Genomic DNA, 18,237 nt, shown 5'->3' on the forward strand with positions numbered 1-18,237 from the left:
TGTGTGCGCACTGTCGCTCTCAGTCGTCGACCGGTTGACTGAAATGCCTCGAAAGAGGCCGGCCGGGCCGCCGGCTCCCCCTCGTACAGTGCGGCGGCCCGCTTCCGCCGTCCGCCCGGCCGCCTGCCCGACACTCCGTGGCGGGGCGGACGGCATCGCCGGCCCCGCCTTTCGAGGGCGCGGGGAACTGCGCGACCAGCTACAACCAACCCACAGCCGGCAAAACAGCACAGTCCTCCACGGCGCTAACTCCGCAACACGGCCCCGACGCGCTCTCCCGCAAGCGCAACCGCAGCATCCCGGGCCGCCGACGCCTCATCCACCGTCAGCGTCCGATCAGCCGCCCGGAACCGCAACGCATACGCCAGCGACTTCCGCCCCTCCCCCAACTGCTCGGCGTTGTCGTACACATCGAACAGCCGGATCGACTCCAGCAGCTCCCCGGCACCGTCACGCAAGGCCTCCTCGACCTCCGCCGCCGGAACAACCGCGTCGACGACCAGGGCGACATCCTGCGTGGCAACCGGGAACGTGGAGATCCGCGGCGCCTTCACCGTGGCGTCACCGGCCGACTCCACCGCATCCAGGTCGATCTCCATCGCACAGGTACGCGCCGGCAGTCCCAGCGCCTTCACCACGCGCGGGTGCAGCTCCCCCGCGTGGCCCACGACCCGCTCGGCACCGTCCAGGGTGATCGCCAGCTCGGCGCACCGCCCCGGGTGCCACGGCCCGTACTGCCCCTTGCGGATGATCAGCTCGGCGCCGGCCTCGCGGGCGACGGAACGCGCCGCCTCGACCGCGTCGGCCCAGTCGGCCGGACGGCCCTTGCCCCACCAGCCGGCCTGCTCACGCGCACCGGCGAGGACGACGGCGGCGTGCCGAGGCTGCTCGGGCAGCGCCGCGTTCAGCTCGGCCAGCTCCTCGTCGGTCGGGCGGCCCTCGACGGGCAGCACGGCGGCGATCCGCTGCTCCTCGCGCGGCCGGAAGACCAGACCGGACTCGAACAGCGCGAGGTCGTGCGAGCCCCGGCCGTCGTTGCGCCGCAGGGCGGCCAGCAGACCCGGCAGCAGCGTCGTGCGCAGCGCGGGCTCCTCGTCGCTCAGCGGATTGCTGAGCTTGACGACGCGGCGGGCCGGGTCGTCCGCGTCGAGGCCGAGCTGGTCGAAGACCTGCTCGCCGATGAACGGGTAGTTCAGTGCCTCGACGTACCCGGCACCGGCCAGGGCCCGGCCGACGCGGCGGTGCAGCCGCTGCCGGTTCGTCAGGCCGCGGCCGGCCGGCGGCTTGGGCAGCGTGGAGGGCAGGTTCTCGTAGCCCTCCAGGCGGATGACCTCTTCGGCCAGGTCGTTCGGGTCGGTGAGGTCGGGCCGCCAGGACGGCACGGTGACGATCAGCTCGTCCTGCCCGTACACGTCACAGCCGACCTCCTGGAGCCGCCGTACGACGGTCTCCCGGCCGTAGGCCACGCCCGCGACCTTGTCCGGGTGGTCGGCAGGGATGGTGATGGTGCGCGGCGCGGTCGGGGCGAGGACCTCGGTGACGCCGGCCTCGGCGGTGCCGCCCGCGAGGAGGACCAGCAGGTCGACCGTGCGCTGCGCGGCGGCAGCGGCGGCCTGCGGGTCGACGCCGCGCTCGAAGCGCCGGGACGCCTCGGAGGACAGCCTGTGCCGGCGGGCCGTACGCGCGATCGACACCGCGTCGAAGTGCGCGGCCTCGATGACGACGTCCGCCGTGGCGTTCTCCACGTCGTCGTGGTCTGCGATCTCCGTGTTGGCGCCGCCCATGACACCGGCGAGCCCGATCGGGCCGCGGTCGTCGGTGATCACCAGGTCCTCGGCGTCCAGCGTGCGCTCGACGCCGTCGAGGGTGGTGAGCTTCTCGCCCGGCTCGGCCCGGCGCACGCCGATCGTGCCCTGGACCAGGCCGCGGTCGTAGGCGTGCAGCGGCTGGCCGAGCTCCGTCATCACGTAGTTGGTGACGTCGACGGCGAGCGAGATCGGGCGCATGCCGACCTTCTGGAGCCGGCGCTGGAGCCAGATCGGCGAGCGGGCCTCGGCGCTCAGGCCGGTCACCGTACGGGCGGTGAAGCGGTCGCAGCCGGTGGGGTCGGAGATCCGCACCGGGTAGCCGTACGCGTTCGGGCCGGGCACGTCGAGCAGGGCCGGGTCGCGCAGCGGCAGGCCGTAGGCGATGGCGGTCTCGCGGGCGACGCCGCGCATCGACAGGCAGTAGCCGCGGTCGGGCGTGACGGCGATGTCGAGGACCTCGTCGACCAGCTCCAGCAGCTCGACCGCGTCCTTGCCGACCTCGGTCTCCGGGGGCAGGACGATGATGCCCTTGGTGCCGTCGTCGCCCATGTTCAGCTCGTCGCTGGAGCAGATCATGCCGCGGGACATCCTGCCGTAGGTCTTGCGCTCGGCGATCTGGAAGTCACCGGGCAGGACGGCGCCGGGCAGGGCCACGACGACCTTGTCGCCGACGGCGAAGTTGCGGGCGCCGCAGACGATCTCCTGGGGCTCACCGGTGCCGTTGGCCTGGCCGACGTCGACGGTGCAGAAGCGGATCGGCTTCTTGAACTCCGTCAGTTCCTCGATGGTCGCCACCTGGCCCACCACCAAGGGGCCCTTGAGGTCGGCGCCGAGCTGCTCGACGGTCTCGACCTCCAGACCGGCCGAAATGAGCTTGGCCTGGACGTCCCGGCCGGTCTGAGTCGCCGGCAGGTCGACGTACTCCCGCAGCCAAGAAAGCGGGACCCGCATCAGATCTCCATCCCGAACGGCCGGGTGAACCGGACGTCACCCTCGACCATGTCTCGCATGTCCTCGACGTTGTGGCGGAACATCAGCATCCGCTCGATGCCGAACCCGAAGGCGAAACCGCTGTACTTCTCGGGGTCGACGCCGCAGGCGGTGAGCACCCGCGGGTTGACCATGCCGCAGCCGCCGAGCTCGATCCAGCCCTCGGACGAGCAGGTGCGGCAGGGCCGGTCGGGGTTGCCGGCGGACTCGCCCTTGCAGACGTAGCAGAGCATGTCCATCTCGGCGCTCGGCTCGGTGAAGGGGAAGTAGGCCGGCCGCAGCCGGGTCTTCATGTCCGCGCCGAACAGGGCCTGGACCATGTGGTCCATGGTGCCCTTGAGGTCTGCCATGGTCAGGCCCTCGTCGATCGCGAGCAGCTCGATCTGGTGGAAGACGGGCGTGTGCGTGGCGTCCAGCTCGTCGGTGCGGAACACCCGGCCGGGGCAGACGATGTAGACCGGCAGCTCACGGTCGAGCAGGGCACGGGCCTGGACCGGGGAGGTGTGCGTGCGCAGGACGACGCCGGAGCCGGACTCCTCGGTGCCCTTGGGGCCCTGCACGAAGAACGTGTCCTGCATCTGCCGGGCCGGGTGGTCGGGCAGGAAGTTGAGGGCGTCGAAGTTGAACCACTCCGCCTCGGCCTCGGGCCCCTCGGCGACCTCGTAGCCCATGGCCACGAAGACGTCCGCGACCCGCTCCATCATCGTGGTGAGCGGGTGCCGGGCGCCGGCCGGTACGCGGTCGTAGGGCAGCGTGACGTCCACCGCCTCCTCGACCAGCACGCGCGCGTCCCGCTCGGCCTCCAGTTCCGCCTGGCGGGCGGCGAGGCCCTTGTTCACGGCGCCGCGGGCCTGCCCGACGCGCTTGCCGGCGTCGGCCTTGGCGTGCGGGGGCAGGGCGCCGATCTCGCGGTTGGCGAGGGCCAGCGGGGAGGCGGGGCCGGTGTGGGCGACCTTGGCCTCGTGGAGCGCGTCGAGGGAGTCCGCGGCGGCGAAGGCGGCGAGCGCCTCGTCCCGCATGCGCTCGATCTCTTCCGGTTTCAACGCCTCGACCTCTACAGGGTCGTACGACTTATTCGGTGCCGACATCTCTTCCCGTGCTTCCGATTGGCTGGCTGAAGGTCCCCGTCACCGACTCCGATGGCCGTCTGCGGGACACAAAGGTGCCAATGGCCGAGTCTAACGGGGTGGAGGTATACGAATGCGCCCGTGGTCCTCAGGCGAGATACGCCGGAGCCGCCACGGGCAACGTAAATCGGAACTCGGCACCGGCGCCCGGCGCGCGGCCGACCGTGATGGCGCCGCCGTGGGCTTCGACGATGCCCTTGACGATGTAGAGCCCGAGGCCCGTGCCACCGCGCTTGCTGCCCCGCCAGAAGCGGGTGAAGACGCGGTTCATGGACTCCTCCGGAATGCCGGGCCCCTCGTCGCTCACCGTGACCGACGTGGCTGCGTTCTCGGCGTACTCGCCCTCGCGGAGGGACGCCGTGGCCGTGATGTCGATCGTGACAGTTCCCTCGCCGTGCCGCACGGCATTTTCCAGGAGGTTGCTGAGCACCTGGTCGATCTTGTCGGGGTCGGCCCACAGATCGGGCAGCGGCTGCTGGACGCGCAGCAGGAACCGGTCGGCGGGCAGCCCGGCGGCGACGTAGGCCTGGATGTGCCGTCCGACGGCGGCGCCGATGTCGACGGGCTGGCGCCGCACCTCCAGCCGGCCGGAGTCGATCCGCGAGATGTCCAGCAGCTCGGCGATGAGCCGGGTGACCCGGTCGGCGTCGGCGTCGACGGTCTCCAGCATCAGCCGCTTCTGGTCGTCGGTGAAGCGTTCCCACTTGGCGAGCAGGGTGGCGGTGAAGCCCTTGACGGAGGTGAGCGGGGAGCGCAGCTCGTGGGCGACGGTGGCGATCAGCTCGGCGTGGCTGCGTTCGGTGCGGCGGCGGGCCTCGGTGTCGCGCAGGGTGACGACGAGGCGCCGGACGGGACCGGTGGGCCGGGTGCGGACGTAGCGCGCGGAGACCAGCACCTCACGGCCGCCGGGGAGGAGGAGGTTGCGCTCGGGCTGTCCGACCCGGATCGCGAGACCGCCGTACGGGTCGGTCAGCTGCCACCAGCGGCGCCCCTCCAGATCCTCTAATGGCAGGGCCTTCTCCAGGCGCTGTCCGAGGGCGTCCCGGGCGCGGACGGCGGTGATGCGCTCGGCGGCTGCGTTGAAGCAGATGACCCGGCCCTGCTCGTCGGCGACGACGAGTCCGTCGGGCAGCATGTCGGGGTCGATGCCGAGGTCGGCGAGATCACCGGGTGGCCGGGACGCGGCGGGCGGGCTCCCGGCGTCCTGGGCCCCCGGTGCGCTGCTCGTGCCGACGCTCATCCCCGTACCCCACCTCCAAGGCTCCGCAGAGGGGTCCCTGAGCTGGTCACCCTACTAGTTCCCGGTGACGGAGCGGCACCCTCCGGCGGCGCGCTGTGCACGCGCCGACGCATAGAGACATACGGCGGCGGCGGTGGCGAGGTTCAGGCTCTCGGCCTTCCCGTGGATCGGGACCCGCACGACGGCGTCCGTGAGGGCGCGGGTCTCCTCCGGGAGGCCCCAGGCCTCGTTCCCGAAGACCCAGGCGGTCGGCCCGCCCATGGTGCCCTTGTCGAGCTCGTCGTCGAGGTCGCGGTCACCGGCCCCGTCTGCGGCGAGGACTCGCACACCGGCGGCCCGCAGCCCTTCGACCGCCTGCTCCACGGGGACGCCGACGGCGACGGGCAGGTGGAACAGGGAGCCGACGGAGGCGCGGACGGCCTTGGGGTTGTACACGTCGACGGAGGCGTCGGTCAGGACGACGGCCTCGGCACCGGCGGCGTCGGCGCAGCGCAGCACGGTCCCGGCGTTGCCGGGGTCACGGACGTTGGCGAGGAGGGCGACGAGCCGGGGGCGCGCCGCGAGGACCTCCTCGAAGGGCGTGTCGAGGAAGCGGCAGACACCGACGAGGCCCTGCGGGGTGACGGTGGTGGAGATGTCGGCGATGACCTGCTCGGAGGCGAGGTGCACCCGGGCGCCGGCGTCCCGGGCCGCCCCCACGATGTCGGCGTAGCGCTCGGCGGCCTCCAGCGTGGCGAACAGCTCCACGAGCGTGGCCACGCCCCCGTCCCGGTGCCCGGCCGCCTCCCGTACCGCCTGCGGCCCCTCCGCGAGGAACAGCCGCTCCTTGCCCCGGAAGTTCCGCTTGGCCAGGCGCCGGGCGGCCAGGACGCGCGGAGAGCGGGGAGAGATGAGCTCGGGGGTGGCAGGGGACATCCTGTTCGCTTTCTCACTGGCTGCACAGCAGAACCCGCAGGCCTCGGGCCTGCGGGTCCTTCAGTCACATCGGCTCAGAGCCGGCGTCAGGCCGCCTTGGGGGCGTTGACGTCGCTCGGCAGCGCCTTCTGGGCGACCTCGACGAGCGCGGCGAACGCACCGGCGTCGTTGACGGCCAGCTCGGCCAGGATCTTGCGGTCGACCTCGACGTTCGCGGCCTTCAGACCCTGGATGAAACGGTTGTAGGTCATGCCGTTGGCGCGGGCAGCGGCGTTGATGCGCTGGATCCACAGCTGACGGAAGTCACCCTTGCGCTTCTTGCGGTCGTTGTAGTTGTAGACCAGCGAGTGGGTGACCTGCTCCTTGGCCTTGCGGTACAGGCGCGAACGCTGACCGCGGTAGCCGGAGGCCTGCTCGAGGATCGCCCGACGCTTCTTGTGGGCGTTCACTGCCCGCTTGACGCGTGCCACTTTTTAACTCCTTGTAGCGGGGCCGCGGTGGTCTTCACACGGCCCGAAATCGATTGGGTCCCGGTCCTGACGTGCGGCGCTCACACGCCGGGGCGTCACTTGCCGAGAAGCTTCTTGATCTTCGCGGCGTCGCCCGGGGCCATCTCGGCGTTGCCGGTGAGGCGACGCGTCACGCGGGACGACTTGTGCTCGAGCAGGTGGCGCTTGCCGGCACGCTCGCGGAGCACCTTGCCGGAGCCGGTGATCTTGAAGCGCTTGCGGGCACCGCTGTGCGACTTGTTCTTCGGCATAGCGCCGTTCTCTCCTCGTCGGTGGCGCTCCGGTGCCCGGTCGCGAAAACCGGGCACGGTGGAGCGTCGTCTTGTTTCGGTTGCTTCCTGGGACTGGCGTCCCGGGGGTCACGCCTCTGCGGGCTCCTCGGCCGGCGCATCGGCGTCCGCGTCGACGTCGGCGTCCGCGGCGTTCTGCGAACGGCCGGGGTTGGCCTTCGCCTCCGCCTTGCGGGCTTCCTGCGCCTGGCGAGCCTCGGCCATCGCCTCGGTCTTCTTCTTGTGCGGACCGAGGACCATGATCATGTTTCGGCCGTCCTGCTTCGGGTTCGACTCGACGAAACCGAGATCCTGGACGTCCTCCGCGAGCCGCTGGAGCAGTCGGTAGCCCAGCTCGGGCCGGGACTGCTCGCGACCACGGAACATGATCGTGATCTTGACCTTGTCGCCCTGCTTGAGGAACCGGACGACGTGACCCTTCTTGGTGTCATAGTCGTGCGGGTCGATCTTCGGCCGGAGCTTCATCTCCTTGATGACCGTGTGCGCCTGGTTCTTGCGCGCCTCACGGGCCTTCATGGCCGACTCGTACTTGAACTTCCCGTAGTCCATGAGCTTGCACACGGGCGGACGGGCGTTCGCCGCGACCTCGACCAGGTCCAGGTCGTACTCCTGCGCAAGCTCCAGTGCCTTGGCCAGGGGGACGATGCCCACCTGCTCGCCACTGGGACCGACAAGTCGCACCTCGGGAACGCGAATCCGGTCGTTGATGCGGGGCTCGGCGCTGATGGATCCTCCTCGGTAGCACCACGCGACGGTCTGGCGGACGGCCGCGTAACGTCTCTGTTCGATAGACCTAACCGCGCCGAAGCACAAAAAATGCCCCGGACGATTCCCAGGCGGGGCTCCTCGAACTACCGGAGCACCGCCGCGGGGAGCCGCGGGGCGCGCTTTCGGACGGATCGCCGCCGCTGGGACGGGACCGTCTGACCGGTGACCCGCCGCCCTGGGGGCGGTCAGGTGGGAGTTCGAAAGCCTCCACTTGTGGGTCGGGCTCGCGGGCCGCGAGGCATGCGGGTCCGACCGGTCGTTACACGAGATTACCAGCAATGGCCAGGAACGGCTAATTGTGACGCCTCGGGGCCTGGTACGGCGCACGCCCGGCCTGCGCCTATCGTGGGGGCATGAGTGAGACCCCTCCTGAGTCCCCCGACTTCGACGCCATGGCCCGTGACATCGCCGAGGTCCCGGCGGTCGAGGTGATCGTGACGGTCGCCGTCAACCTGATGAGCGCCGCCGCGGTGAAGCTCGGTCTGACCGAGGAGGGCGACAAGCACAAGGACCTGGACGAGGCCCGCAAGCTGGTGCACGCGCTGGCCGGCCTGCTGGACGCGTCCACCACCGAGATCAGCTCGTTCCACGCGGCGCCCCTGCGCGACGGCCTGAAGTCGCTCCAGCTGGCGTTCCGCGAGGCGTCGCTCGTCCCGGACGAGCCGGGCAAGGGCCCGGGCGAGAAGTACACGGGCCCGGTCTACGGCTAGCTCGACCGTCAGCGTACGAACAAGGGCTCGCCCGGTGGCGTCGCCCCGGCCGGCAGCAGTGCCAGGTCGAGGCCGCGCACCAGGCGGGCCCTGAGTGTCTCGTCGGCGGCGAGCCGCCGGGCGAGAGCCCGGGCGGCTTCGGCGGGGGCGGCGGAGGGGTCCAGGACCAGGGCGAGCGTGCCGTCGGCCTGGCCCGGGCCGAGGTGGGCGCGCAGGACGGCGGGCTCGGCGGCCACGGCCTCGCGTACGGCCCCGACGACGGCCGGGTCGGCGAGCGGGTCGGTGGTCGTACGGCCCTCCGCGAGGGCGAGCAGGGCGGAGCCGGTCAGTTCGAAGGGCACGGGCCCGGCCAGGTCGAGCACGACCGTGTCCGCCTTCTCGTGCGCGGCGGCCTGGAGGGCCTGGTGCAGGGGGACGGCGACGGGTCGGGCCGCCGGGTCCCAGCGGGCGAGGGAGTCGGTGGAGGTGAAGGCGGGGAGGGCGGTGCGGTTCCCGGCCTTCAGCGTCGGTACGGCCATGTCGCTGGTCTTCTCGCGGCGCAGTCCCCGCTCGTCCTCCTCGACCTCGCCGAGCACGGCCACGACGGGGACGAGCAGCCGGGCGCCCTTGAGGGCGTCGAGGACCGGCCCGACGGCACCGCGGTCCTCGGACCAGGCGGCGAGTGCCGCGCTCAGCCGGGGGTCGGCGGAGCCGTCGTCGTCGGAGAAGCCGGAGTCGGGGATGTTCTTGTTCGCCACGGTCGTCGACCCTATAGGCCGGGTGGCGCGGCTTCGGCGGGCGGGCCTGGTGGCCGTCGGCCAGAGGTCCTCGCGCCCGGCGGCCAAAGGTCCTCCCGCCCGGCGGCTAGAAGTCGTCCTGGATCGCGCGGCGGCCGCGCCACAAGACCACGGCCGCAACCAGCAGGACACCGCCGGCACCGCCCGCCAGGGGGGCGGCCCAGTCCGCGGTGCCGCCGCCGGAGCCGGTGGCGTCCGGGCCGCTGCCGAAGTACTTCGCGCCGTACGCCGCCGAGCGCAGGCCCTGCGGCTTCAGCCGGTCGGCGGCCTTGATGGCGGCGGCCGGGTCGACGAAGCCGAAGCCCCGGGAGTCGTCGCGGCCCCCGACGGGGGCGCTGCGGGCGGTGTCCTCGAGGAGCGACTTGATCTGGGCCGGGGTCAGATCGGGGTGGGCGGCCCTGACCAGGGCGGCGGCGCCGGAGACGAAGGCGGCGGCGGCACTGGTGCCCCAGCCCTCGTAGTACTTGCGGTCGGGGTCGGCGATGACGACGTCGACGCCGGGGGCGCTGACGGTGGCGTACCAGCGGCGGGTGGAGAAGGGGGCGCGGGTTCCGGAGCGGTCGACGGCGGTGGCGGCGATGACGCCCGGATAGGCGGCCGGGTAGGAGATGCGGTCGCCCTTCTCGCCGCCGTTGCCGGCGGAGGCGACGACGACCACGCCCTTCTTCAGGGCGTACTGGATGGCCTGGTCCTCGGCGGGTTCCGGGTGCGCGGAGGCGGAGTCGTCGCCGAGGGAGAGGTTGATGACGTCGGCGCCGTGGTCGGCGGCCCAGCGGATGCCGTCGGCGAGGGCGTTGCCGCGGGTGCTGCGGGCCTTGGCGCGGGAGGGGTCGCCGTCCTCCAGGATCACGCGGACGGGGAGGATCTTCGCCTCGGGGGCGATGCCGAGGACGCCGTCTGCGTTGCCCGGGCCGTGTCCGTGCCCGGCGATGATGCCGGCCATGGCGGTGCCGTGCCGGGCCCAGGCGCGGTCGCCGGGTTCGGCTCCGAAGCCGACCAGGTCCTCGCCGGTGAGGACGTTGCCGATCAGGTCGGGGTGGTCGGCCTCGACGCCGGTGTCCAGGACGGCGACGGTGACGCCCTCGCCCTTCGTCGTCTGCCAGGCCTCCTGCGTGTGCATGGCCTCCAGGGCCCATTGCTGGGCGCGGATGCCGTCGGCGTGGGCGGTGGTGGAGGGCAGGAGGACGAGGCCGGCGGCGAGCAGGACGCTCAGCGCCGCGGACCGGCCGACCCTGGCGGCTTTGCCGGCCGGGTTCCTGGTGGCTTTCACGACGGCTGCTCCGTGGCCGAGCGGACGTTCTTGCGCAGGCCGCGTTCGACGCGGTCGGCGAGGCCCTGTGCCTCGTTGCCGAGGCCCGCCTGGGCGGGGGCGGTGGTGGCGCCGGACTTCATGGCGTCCTCGGCGGGCTGCGGGTCGTCGACGGTACGGCCGTCGGCCCAGCCGGAGACGGCGTAGACGACGACCGGGGCCTCGGTCAGCACGGAGACGGTCCAGGAGGCGCGCTGCTCCGGGCCGAAGTCGGCGGCGGGCGTGCCCTTCGCGGCGTACGGCAGGGGCATCAGGTCGCTGCGGCGGTCCAGGCGCTCCTTGCGGAAACGGTTCGCGAGGGAGGTCATGCCCGGGGCGTCGGCCTTGGTGAAGAGCAGGCCGACGGTGATCACGTAGCTCTCGGTGGCGTCGGTGTAGGTGGCGCGCAGGAGGCGTTCGCAGCCGACGGGGGCGAGGGCCTTGCGCAGCAGGGGGTCGAAGGCGTCCTTGCAGCCGCTGTCCGGGGCGACGGCGATACGGGTCCAGGTGCGGTCCGCTCCGCCGGGGCCCGCGCCCTGGCCCTGCACGGTGGGCGGGAACAACTGGTCGACGGGAACGCTGTGCCAGAGGCTTCCGGCCGCGGTGAAGGTGCTGCGCGAGCCCTCCTGCCCGGAGTCCCCCACGAGCCAGCTCCCGGTGACCGCGCCCGAGATGAGCCCGAGCCCGAGCACGAGACAGACGGCGGCAGCGGCGGCCTGGGACGCACCGCGCCGCCCCAGCGGCCGGGGTCGCGCGTCGGCGTCGTATCCCTCGGGCTCCCCGAAGGACACGACGGGTCGTGGGCCGGCGGGAGCGGGGCCGGGGGGCAGGGCGCTCCAGGAGAGGGACGGGTCGGGAGAGACGTGGGTGGGGTTCGGGGTGGCCTGCCGGTGTGCGGCGGGCCGGTGGGCGGGCGGCGAGGGCACGCGCATGCCACGCCCGGTGGTGGCACCGGTGTCGGCGTCGGCGCCGACCTGCGGCTCGCGCGAGGGGCGCGGCGGAACACCGGGCCGGGCGGAACCGGGGCGGACGAAGGATTCGGCAGGCTCGGAGGACGGGCGCTCGGCTCGCTTTGCGGGGGACGGGTCGGCGGGGACCGGTCGCAGGCGGGCGGTCGTCTCCGAGGAGTTCTCCGCGGGGGCGCCGGTGCGGCGTGGCGTGGGGACGTACGCCGGCCGGCCTGCCGTCTCCGGCGAAGCCCCGGCCGGAGCGTCCGAACGCCCCGACCGGCCGGACGGGCCCGGCGTGGGAAGGTGACGCGGTCGCGGAGGGGCGGCGTCCGGTGGTGCGGACGGCCTGTCCGACTCGGGTCGCGTCACTCGGCCGATGCCGGGCCGCATGTCCGGGAAGCGGTCGGAAGCGCGGGGCGGGGGCGGGGCGGCGGGCTCGGTACGCGGGGGTGCGGCGGGCTCGGTACGCCGGGCCTTGGTGTCGCCGAAGCTGGGGAAACGGGGGCGGCCGTTCGAGCCGTCGGCCCCGCCGGAGGTCGCGCCACCGCCCCGAGCGCCCTTTTCCTGCCCGGCGGCAGCTGACCCTGACGGGTCCGTGTCCTGCTCCGGCGACGGGCGCCGCGTACCCGCGGTCGGCCTTCCTGCCGTACCCGCACTCGGCCCACGGACGCCGGAACGCCCCCGGTCGTCCACAACCGACGGTGTGTCACCCGTGTCCGTGCCGGAGGATGCCGCCTGGGCGTCCTCGGGCGAGGCCGGTGGGTGCGAAGGGCGTGGCGGGGTGCCGGGGCGTGGGGGGAAAGAGGCACGCCGTGCTTCCGTGCTCATGCACCCCCCGTTTCCTCATGCCCGGGCCGCTGCGTGCTGCGCGGGCCGGTGTCGTCCTGCCCGAGGCCCGGCACTGAGTCGTCCCGGGCACACATACCCGTACGGATGGAGCGTCATCCCAGCGCGGAAGTCCGGCCGGCGCCGCTCCGCCGTACGTGCGCGTCACTCTACGGCTTGTTCCTGCGCGAACGGGAACCAGTCCACGAGCCCGGGGCATCTGCCCGGAACGTCCCCCTACCCTGCGGTAATCCTGTCTGGCAGGCTGCGTCCATGACTGCGCGCGCCTCCGACCGGGCCCGTTACGACCGGGCCACCGCCCATCTCGACGCCCCTGTAGCGATCGTGGACCTGGACGCCTTCGACGCCAATGCCGCCGATCTGGTCCGTCGCGCCGGGGGCAAGCCCGTCCGGGTCGCCAGCAAGTCCGTGCGGTGCCGGGCGCTGCTGGAACGCGTCCTGGCCCGGGACGGTTTCGCGGGAATCATGTCGTTCACCCTCGCCGAGTCGCTGTGGCTGGCCCGGTCGGGGTTCGACGACGTGCTGCTCGCCTACCCGTCCGCCGACCGGGCCGCGTACGCCGAACTCGCCGGTGATCCCAAGCTCGCCGCCGCCGTGACCGTGATGGTCGACGACGTCGCCCAGCTCGATCTGATCGACGCTTCGCGGGGCGGTGGGCGTGAAGTCGTGCGTGTCTGCCTGGAGTTGGACACCTCCTTGAAGCTGCTCGGCGGGCGGGTGCGGGTCGGGGCTCGGCGTTCGCCGCTGCACTCCCCCGCCCAGGTCGCCGAGGTGGCGCGGGCCGTGGCCCGGCGGCCGGGCTTCGAGCTCGTGGGGATCATGGCGTACGAGGGGCATGTCGCCGGTGTCGGGGACGCGGTGGCGGGGCGGCCGCTGCGGTCCCGTGCCGTCCGGCTGATGCAGGCCGCCGCCAAGCGTGAACTCGCCGAGCGGCGCGCGGAGGTGGTGCGCGCGGTGCGGGCCGTCGTGCCGGGGCTGGAGTTCGTCAACGGCGGCGGCACCGGCTCGGTGCAGCACACGGCTGCCGAGGACGCGGTGACCGAGATCGGCGCCGGGTCGGGGCTGTACGTGCCGCGGCTGTTCGACAACTACACGTCGTTCAGCGGCCGTCCGGCTGCCCTCTTCGCCCAGCCCGTCGTACGGCGGCCGGGCGTCGGGGTCGTGACGGTCCTCGGTGGCGGGTACCCCGCCTCGGGCGCGGCCGGGCCCGACCGGCTGCCCGTGCCGTATCTGCCTCAGGGACTGCGCTACGACCCTCAGGAGGGGGCCGGTGAGGTGCAGACGCCGCTGCTCGGCTCGCCCGCCGACGACCTGCTGATCGGTGACAAGGTGTGGTTCCGGCACGCGAAGGCCGGTGAGCTGTGCGAGCGGTTCGATGTACTGCACCTGGTCGAGGGCGACGCGGTGACGGCGGCCGTGCCGACGTACCGCGGCGAGGGCCACACGTTCCTGTAACCCGGCAGCCGTCAGGGAATCAGTCCGCGGGGCCGATGCTGCTGCCCACGCCGCCGCCCGTGTCCGCGTCGCCGAACGGCCGGATGCCCTTGGTGATGCGGTCCATGTCGGCGAGCGGCGGTCCGTCCTCGCCCGCGTCGAAGACGTAGCGGACGAGGACGGGCGACTCGGTGCCGACGCTGGAGGGGAAGACGAGCGACTGGACGTAGCCGCCCGGCCCCTTGGCGGTCCGCACGCGCCAGCGCACGAGGTACCCGGCGCGGCCGGCCACCGCGACCGGCCCGGACTTGACGAGCTGGTGCGACTCGATGCCCCCGTAGAGCTCACGGCCGAGTTTGTCGTGGTCGTAGGCCTCGTCGGCCGCGTCCTTGATGTCCGCCTTGGCGAGGGCCTCGGGGGACTTCTCGTCGTTCTCGGTCACCGTGCGGGAGAAGACGAGGCCGTGACGGCACAGGCCGACGCCGCCGGGGCAGTCGTAGGTGCCGTCGGTCGTCATGACGACGTCGTCCTGGGCCACGTGCTGCGGCCGGACCCAGCCGTCGAGGAGCGGGAAGGTGACGCCGTTGAGCTGGTCCTCGACGACGGCCGGGTCGTCGGCGGACGGCTCGGACGTCGACGCGGACGCCTCGGGAGTCGTCTGCGGCGGGCCGGTCGTGGCCGGGGGCGCGGGCGTCGGCGCCGTCCTCGTCTCCGCCCCGTCACCGTCGTCGCCGCTCAGCACTACGGCTCCGGTGACGATCGCCGCGACGAGGACGGCGCCGGCGGCGATGAGGGCGACGGCCTTCGCGCGCCCGGTGCCGCCGCCCGGGGGCGGAGGCACCGGGCTCGTGGGGACCTCGGGCGCACGGCGGTGCTCGGTCCAGGCCGTGCCGTCCCACCAGCGTTGCAGATGCGGGCCGTGCGGGTCGGGATACCAGCCGGGCGGTGGCGTCATGCTCATCCCGGCACTGTAGAGCGAGATCCCGGCCGTCCGGACACGGCTATTACAGGGGTGTGACGTACGCCCCCGCGATCCCGCCGTCGACCAGGAAGTCGGTGGCGTTCACGAAGGAGGAGTCGTCGCTGGCGAGGAAGGCCACGGCGGCGGCGATCTCCTCGGCCTCGGCGAACCGGCCCAGCGGGATGTGCACCAGGCGGCGCGCGGCGCGCTCCGGGTCCTTGGCGAACAGCTCCTGGAGGAGCGGGGTGTTGACCGGCCCGGGGCACAGGGCGTTGACCCGGATGCCATCCCGGGCGAACTGCACTCCCAGCTCACGGGACATGGCGAGGACGCCGCCCTTGGAGGCCGTGTACGAGATCTGGCTGGTGGCCGCGCCCATCCTCGCCACGAAGGACGCCGTGTTGATGATCGAGCCCCTGCCCTGGCGCTGCATGTACGGGATGGCGGCCTTGCAGCAGAGGTAGACGGAGGTGAGGTTGACCTCCTGGACGCGCTTCCAGGCCTCCAGGCCGGTCTCCAGGATGGAGTCGTCGTCGGGCGGGGAGATGCCGGCGTTGTTGAAGGCGATGTCGACGCTGCCGTAGGTGTCGTAGGCGGTCTTGAAGAGGGCCTCGACCTGCTCGGGGTCGGTGACGTCCACCTTCACGAAGATGCCGCCGGTCTCCTCGGCGGCCGCCTTGCCGCGTGCCTCGTCTACGTCACCGCAGACGACGTGCGCCCCCTCGGAGGCGAGACGGCGGGCGGCGGCGAGGCCGATGCCGCTGCCGGCTCCGGTGACGACGGCGCTGCGGCCGACCAGCCTGCGGCAGATGCTTTCCTGAGAGGTCACTGTGCGGGGCCTTCCGTGCTGATGAAGACGTTCTTGGTTTCGGTGAAGGCGGCCAGGGCCTCGGGGCCGAGCTCGCGGCCGACGCCCGACTGCTTGTAACCGCCGAACGGGGTCCAGTAGCGGACGCTGGCGTGGGAGTTGACCGACAGGTTGCCGGCGCGGACGGCCTGGGAGACGCGCAGTGCGCGGCCGACGTCCCGGGTCCAGATGGAGCCGGAGAGGCCGTACGGGGTGTCGTTGGCGAGCCGGATCGCGTCGGCCTCGTCGGTGAAGGGCAGCAGGACGGCGACCGGGCCGAAGATCTCCTCGCACGCCGCCGCCGAGTCGGGCCGCTCGCCGGTGAGCACGGTCGGCGGGAACCAGAAGCCGGGCCCCTCGGGTGCGCTGCCCCGCAGGGCCGGGGCGTCCTCGGGCACGAAGCCCCGGACGCGGTCGAGCTGCTGCCGGGAGATCAGCGGGCCCATCTGCGTCTTCTCGTCGGCCGGGTCGCCCACCACCACGGCGGCCAGCGTCTCGGCGAGCAGCTCGCGGACCTCGTCGTACACCGTCTCCTGGACCAGGATGCGGGTGCGGGCGCAGCAGTCCTGGCCGGTGTTGTCCAGGAAGGAGAAGGGGTCGACGGCGGCCTTCAGGTCGGAGTCGGCGAAGACGATGTTCGGGCTCTTGCCGCCGAGTTCGAGGGTGACCGGCTTGATCTGCTCGGCGCCGAGCGCCGCGACCCGCCGGCCGGTCCTGGTGGAGCCGGTGAAGACGATCTTGGCGACGCCGGGGTGGCGCACCAGCGCGTCGCCGGTGATGTCGCCGTGTCCGGGCAGGACCTGGAAGAGGTGCTCCGGGAGCCCTGCCTCCAGGGCGAGTTCGGCGAGTCGCAGCGCGGTGAGCGGGGTGGTCTCGGCGGGCTTGAGGAGGACCGCGTTCCCGGCCGCGAGGGCGGGGGCCGTGCCCCAGGCGGCGATCGGCATGGGGAAGTTCCAGGGCGCGATCACGCCGACGACGCCGAGCGGTTCGAGGATCGTGACGTCGAGTCCGCCGGGTACCGGGATCTGCCTGCCGGTGAGCCGCTCCACTCCCCCGGCCGCGTAGTCCAGCAGGTCGCGGACGTTGCCGGCCTCCCAGCGGGCGTTGCCGATGAGGTGCCCGGCCTCGCGGACCTCCAGGCGGGCCAGTTCCTCCAGGTGCTCGTCGACGGTGGCCGCGAAGCGGCGCAGCAGCCGGGCGCGGTCGCCGGGGGCGAGGGCGGCCCAGATCCGCTGTGCCCTGGCGGCGTGGGTGACGGCCGCGTCGACGTCGGCCGGGCTCGCCCCGGCGACGGCGGCGACGACCTCCTCGGTCGCGGGGTTCAGTACTTCAAGAAGGTGCTCGGAGGACAAGAGGGGCCTCACAGACGTTCGAAGGAGCGGCGCAGCTCCCAGTCGGTCACCGCGGCGTCGAAGGCGTCCAGTTCGACGCGCGCCATGTTGCGGTAGTGCGCGACGACCTCGTCGCCGAAGGCGGCCTTGGCCACGGGGCTGTTCTCCCAGAGCTCGGCGGCCTCGCGCAGGGTGGTGGGGACGTGGGGGAAGTCGCCGGAGTAGGCGTTGCCGGGGCAGGGCTCGGGCAGTTCCAGCTTCTGCTCGATGCCATGCAGTCCGGCCGCGACCAGCCCGGCCACGGCGAGGTAGGGGTTGACGTCGCCGCCGGGCAGCCGGTTCTCGAAGCGCATCGAGCGGCCGTGGCCGACCACGCGCAGCGCGCAGGTGCGGTTGTCGTGGCCCCAGGCGACGGCGGTCGGGGCGAAGGAGCCCGGCTGGAACCGCTTGTAGGAGTTGATGTTGGGCGCGTACAGGAGGGAGAAGTCACGCAGGGCGGCGAGCTGGCCGGCGAGGAAGTGGCGCATGACGTCCGACATGCCGCCTTCGCCGTCCCCTGCCATGGCGTTGTTGCCGTCCGCGTCGGTGAGCGAGAGGTGGATGTGGCAGGAGTTGCCCTCGCGCTCGTTGTACTTGGCCATGAAGGTGATCGACACGCCCTCCTGGGCGGCGATCTCCTTGGCGCCGGTCTTGTAGACGGCGTGCTGGTCGCAGGTGACCAGGGCCTCGTCGTAGCGGAAGACGATCTCGTGCTGGCCGGGGTTGCACTCGCCCTTGGCGGACTCGACGGTGAGGCCGGCGGCCGCCATCTCGTTGCGGATGCGGCGCAGCAGGGGCTCGATGCGGCCGGTGCCGAGGACCGAGTAGTCGATGTTGTACTGGTTGGCCGGGGTCAGGCCTCTGTAGCCCGCGTCCCAGGCCTGTTCGTAGGTGTCCTTGAAGACGATGAACTCCAGCTCGGTGCCGACCTGCGCGGTGTAGCCGAGTTCGGCGAGGCGCTCCAGCTGGCGGCGCAGGATCTGGCGGGGAGCGGCGACCACGGGCGAGCCGTCGTTCCAGGCGAGGTCGGCGTGGAGCATGGCCGTGCCCTCGTTCCAGGGGACGCGGCGCAGGGTGGCCAGGTCCGGGTGCATGGCGAAGTCGCCGTAGCCGCGGTCCCAGGAGGACATCGCGTAGCCGTCGACGGTGTTCATCTCGGTGTCGACGGCTAGCAGGTAGTTGCAGCCCTCGGTGCCGTGCTTGAGCACCTCGTCGAGGAAGAAGCGCGCGGCGAACCGCTTGCCCTGGAGCCGCCCTTGCATGTCGGGGAAGGCCAGGACGACAGTGTCGATCTCACCGCCCGCGACGAGGGCGTGCAGTTCCTCGACGCTCAACGGGGGTGTGCGGTCTGCCACGGGAGGGCCTCCTTGGCTCCTTGGATCCACCGGAAGCCATAAGGTATTGCGGA

16 protein-coding genes are annotated in these 18,237 nt (G+C 72.6%); 2 read left to right on the plus strand and 14 right to left on the minus strand.

Features of this window, described 5'->3' with window-relative positions; translation table 11 throughout:
- Positions 1-245: 245 nt before the first annotated feature.
- The 7 genes from pheT to infC form a co-directional block, all read right to left on the minus strand.
- A complete protein-coding gene (gene pheT / locus ACIBNA_RS28550; RefSeq protein WP_399168058.1) occupies positions 246-2,759 on the minus strand; it encodes a phenylalanine--tRNA ligase subunit beta in 2,514 nt (837 codons plus the stop codon).
- Positions 2,759-3,886 (minus strand): phenylalanine--tRNA ligase subunit alpha, encoded by a 1,128-nt coding sequence (pheS, locus tag ACIBNA_RS28555; RefSeq protein ID WP_274815120.1) that lies wholly within the window; start codon positions 3,884-3,886, stop codon positions 2,759-2,761. Before pheS ends, pheT begins: the two co-directional genes overlap by 1 nt.
- Positions 3,887-4,013: 127 nt before the next feature.
- Positions 4,014-5,165, minus strand: a complete 1,152-nt coding sequence (locus ACIBNA_RS28560) for an ATP-binding protein (RefSeq protein WP_399168059.1) — start codon at positions 5,163-5,165, stop codon at positions 4,014-4,016.
- Positions 5,166-5,219: 54 nt separating this feature from the next.
- On the minus strand, positions 5,220-6,080 hold the full coding sequence (locus ACIBNA_RS28565) for a TrmH family RNA methyltransferase (protein ID WP_399168060.1): 861 nt from the start codon (positions 6,078-6,080) through the stop codon (positions 5,220-5,222).
- 86 nt (positions 6,081-6,166) lie between these two features.
- A complete protein-coding gene (rplT, locus tag ACIBNA_RS28570; RefSeq protein ID WP_003989074.1) occupies positions 6,167-6,550 on the minus strand; it encodes a 50S ribosomal protein L20 in 384 nt (127 codons plus the stop codon).
- Between the two features lie 95 nt (positions 6,551-6,645).
- Positions 6,646-6,840 (minus strand): 50S ribosomal protein L35, encoded by a 195-nt coding sequence (gene rpmI / locus ACIBNA_RS28575; RefSeq protein WP_274815125.1) that lies wholly within the window; start codon positions 6,838-6,840, stop codon positions 6,646-6,648.
- Positions 6,841-6,948: 108 nt separating this feature from the next.
- Positions 6,949-7,605 carry a translation initiation factor IF-3 gene (gene infC, locus ACIBNA_RS28580; protein ID WP_274821975.1) on the minus strand — a complete coding sequence of 219 codons (657 nt, stop codon included), beginning with the start codon at positions 7,603-7,605 and terminating at the stop codon, positions 6,949-6,951.
- A gap of 395 nt (positions 7,606-8,000) precedes the next feature.
- On the opposite strand from infC, the gene ACIBNA_RS28585 reads away from it, so the two are divergent.
- Positions 8,001-8,357, plus strand: coding sequence for a DUF1844 domain-containing protein (locus ACIBNA_RS28585; protein WP_078945418.1), 357 nt, complete (start codon positions 8,001-8,003; stop codon positions 8,355-8,357).
- 8 nt (positions 8,358-8,365) lie between these two features.
- On the opposite strand, the gene ACIBNA_RS28590 is transcribed toward ACIBNA_RS28585, so the two are convergent.
- The 3 genes from ACIBNA_RS28590 to ACIBNA_RS28600 form a co-directional block, all read right to left on the minus strand.
- On the minus strand, positions 8,366-9,094 hold the full coding sequence (locus tag ACIBNA_RS28590; RefSeq protein WP_399168061.1) for an SseB family protein: 729 nt from the start codon (positions 9,092-9,094) through the stop codon (positions 8,366-8,368).
- A 106-nt stretch (positions 9,095-9,200) separates the two neighbouring features.
- A complete protein-coding gene (mycP, locus tag ACIBNA_RS28595) occupies positions 9,201-10,403 on the minus strand; it encodes a type VII secretion-associated serine protease mycosin (protein WP_399168062.1) in 1,203 nt (400 codons plus the stop codon).
- A complete protein-coding gene (locus tag ACIBNA_RS28600; RefSeq protein ID WP_399168100.1) occupies positions 10,400-11,212 on the minus strand; it encodes a hypothetical protein in 813 nt (270 codons plus the stop codon). Before ACIBNA_RS28600 ends, mycP begins: the two co-directional genes overlap by 4 nt.
- A gap of 1,257 nt (positions 11,213-12,469) precedes the next feature.
- Here ACIBNA_RS28600 and ACIBNA_RS28605 point away from each other — a divergent pair.
- Positions 12,470-13,672 (plus strand): amino acid deaminase/aldolase, encoded by a 1,203-nt coding sequence (locus tag ACIBNA_RS28605; RefSeq protein ID WP_399168063.1) that lies wholly within the window; start codon positions 12,470-12,472, stop codon positions 13,670-13,672.
- Positions 13,673-13,691: 19 nt separating this feature from the next.
- On the opposite strand, the gene ACIBNA_RS28610 is transcribed toward ACIBNA_RS28605, so the two are convergent.
- Genes ACIBNA_RS28610 through ACIBNA_RS28625 form a run of 4 tightly spaced genes read right to left on the minus strand, consistent with a single transcriptional unit; the run spans position 13,692 to position 18,184 of the window.
- Positions 13,692-14,606, minus strand: a complete 915-nt coding sequence (locus tag ACIBNA_RS28610) for a DUF2510 domain-containing protein (RefSeq protein ID WP_399168101.1) — start codon at positions 14,604-14,606, stop codon at positions 13,692-13,694.
- A gap of 49 nt (positions 14,607-14,655) precedes the next feature.
- Positions 14,656-15,441, minus strand: a complete 786-nt coding sequence (locus ACIBNA_RS28615) for a 3-oxoacyl-ACP reductase (protein WP_399168064.1) — start codon at positions 15,439-15,441, stop codon at positions 14,656-14,658.
- Positions 15,438-16,811, minus strand: coding sequence for an aldehyde dehydrogenase family protein (locus ACIBNA_RS28620; protein ID WP_399168066.1), 1,374 nt, complete (start codon positions 16,809-16,811; stop codon positions 15,438-15,440). Before ACIBNA_RS28620 ends, ACIBNA_RS28615 begins: the two co-directional genes overlap by 4 nt.
- Before the next feature lie 8 nt (positions 16,812-16,819).
- A complete protein-coding gene (locus tag ACIBNA_RS28625; protein ID WP_399168067.1) occupies positions 16,820-18,184 on the minus strand; it encodes a glutamine synthetase family protein in 1,365 nt (454 codons plus the stop codon).
- Positions 18,185-18,237: the final 53 nt, after the last annotated feature.

This window comes from Streptomyces sp. NPDC050164, from assembly GCF_044459945.1.
Lineage (GTDB): Bacteria > Actinomycetota > Actinomycetes > Streptomycetales > Streptomycetaceae > Streptomyces > Streptomyces coeruleorubidus_A.

Coding starts and splice junctions, on each gene's coding strand:
- ACIBNA_RS28610 (WP_399168101.1), bottom strand. CDS start 14,606: ATGACGCCACCGCCCGGCTGGTATCCCGACCCGCACGGCCCGCATCTG.
- ACIBNA_RS28560 (WP_399168059.1), bottom strand. CDS start 5,165: ATGAGCGTCGGCACGAGCAGCGCACCGGGGGCCCAGGACGCCGGGAGC.
- ACIBNA_RS28605 (WP_399168063.1), top strand. CDS start 12,470: ATGACTGCGCGCGCCTCCGACCGGGCCCGTTACGACCGGGCCACCGCC.
- rpmI (WP_274815125.1), bottom strand. CDS start 6,840: ATGCCGAAGAACAAGTCGCACAGCGGTGCCCGCAAGCGCTTCAAGATC.
- ACIBNA_RS28585 (WP_078945418.1), top strand. CDS start 8,001: ATGAGTGAGACCCCTCCTGAGTCCCCCGACTTCGACGCCATGGCCCGT.
- pheT (WP_399168058.1), bottom strand. CDS start 2,759: ATGCGGGTCCCGCTTTCTTGGCTGCGGGAGTACGTCGACCTGCCGGCG.
- pheS (WP_274815120.1), bottom strand. CDS start 3,886: ATGTCGGCACCGAATAAGTCGTACGACCCTGTAGAGGTCGAGGCGTTG.
- ACIBNA_RS28565 (WP_399168060.1), bottom strand. CDS start 6,080: ATGTCCCCTGCCACCCCCGAGCTCATCTCTCCCCGCTCTCCGCGCGTC.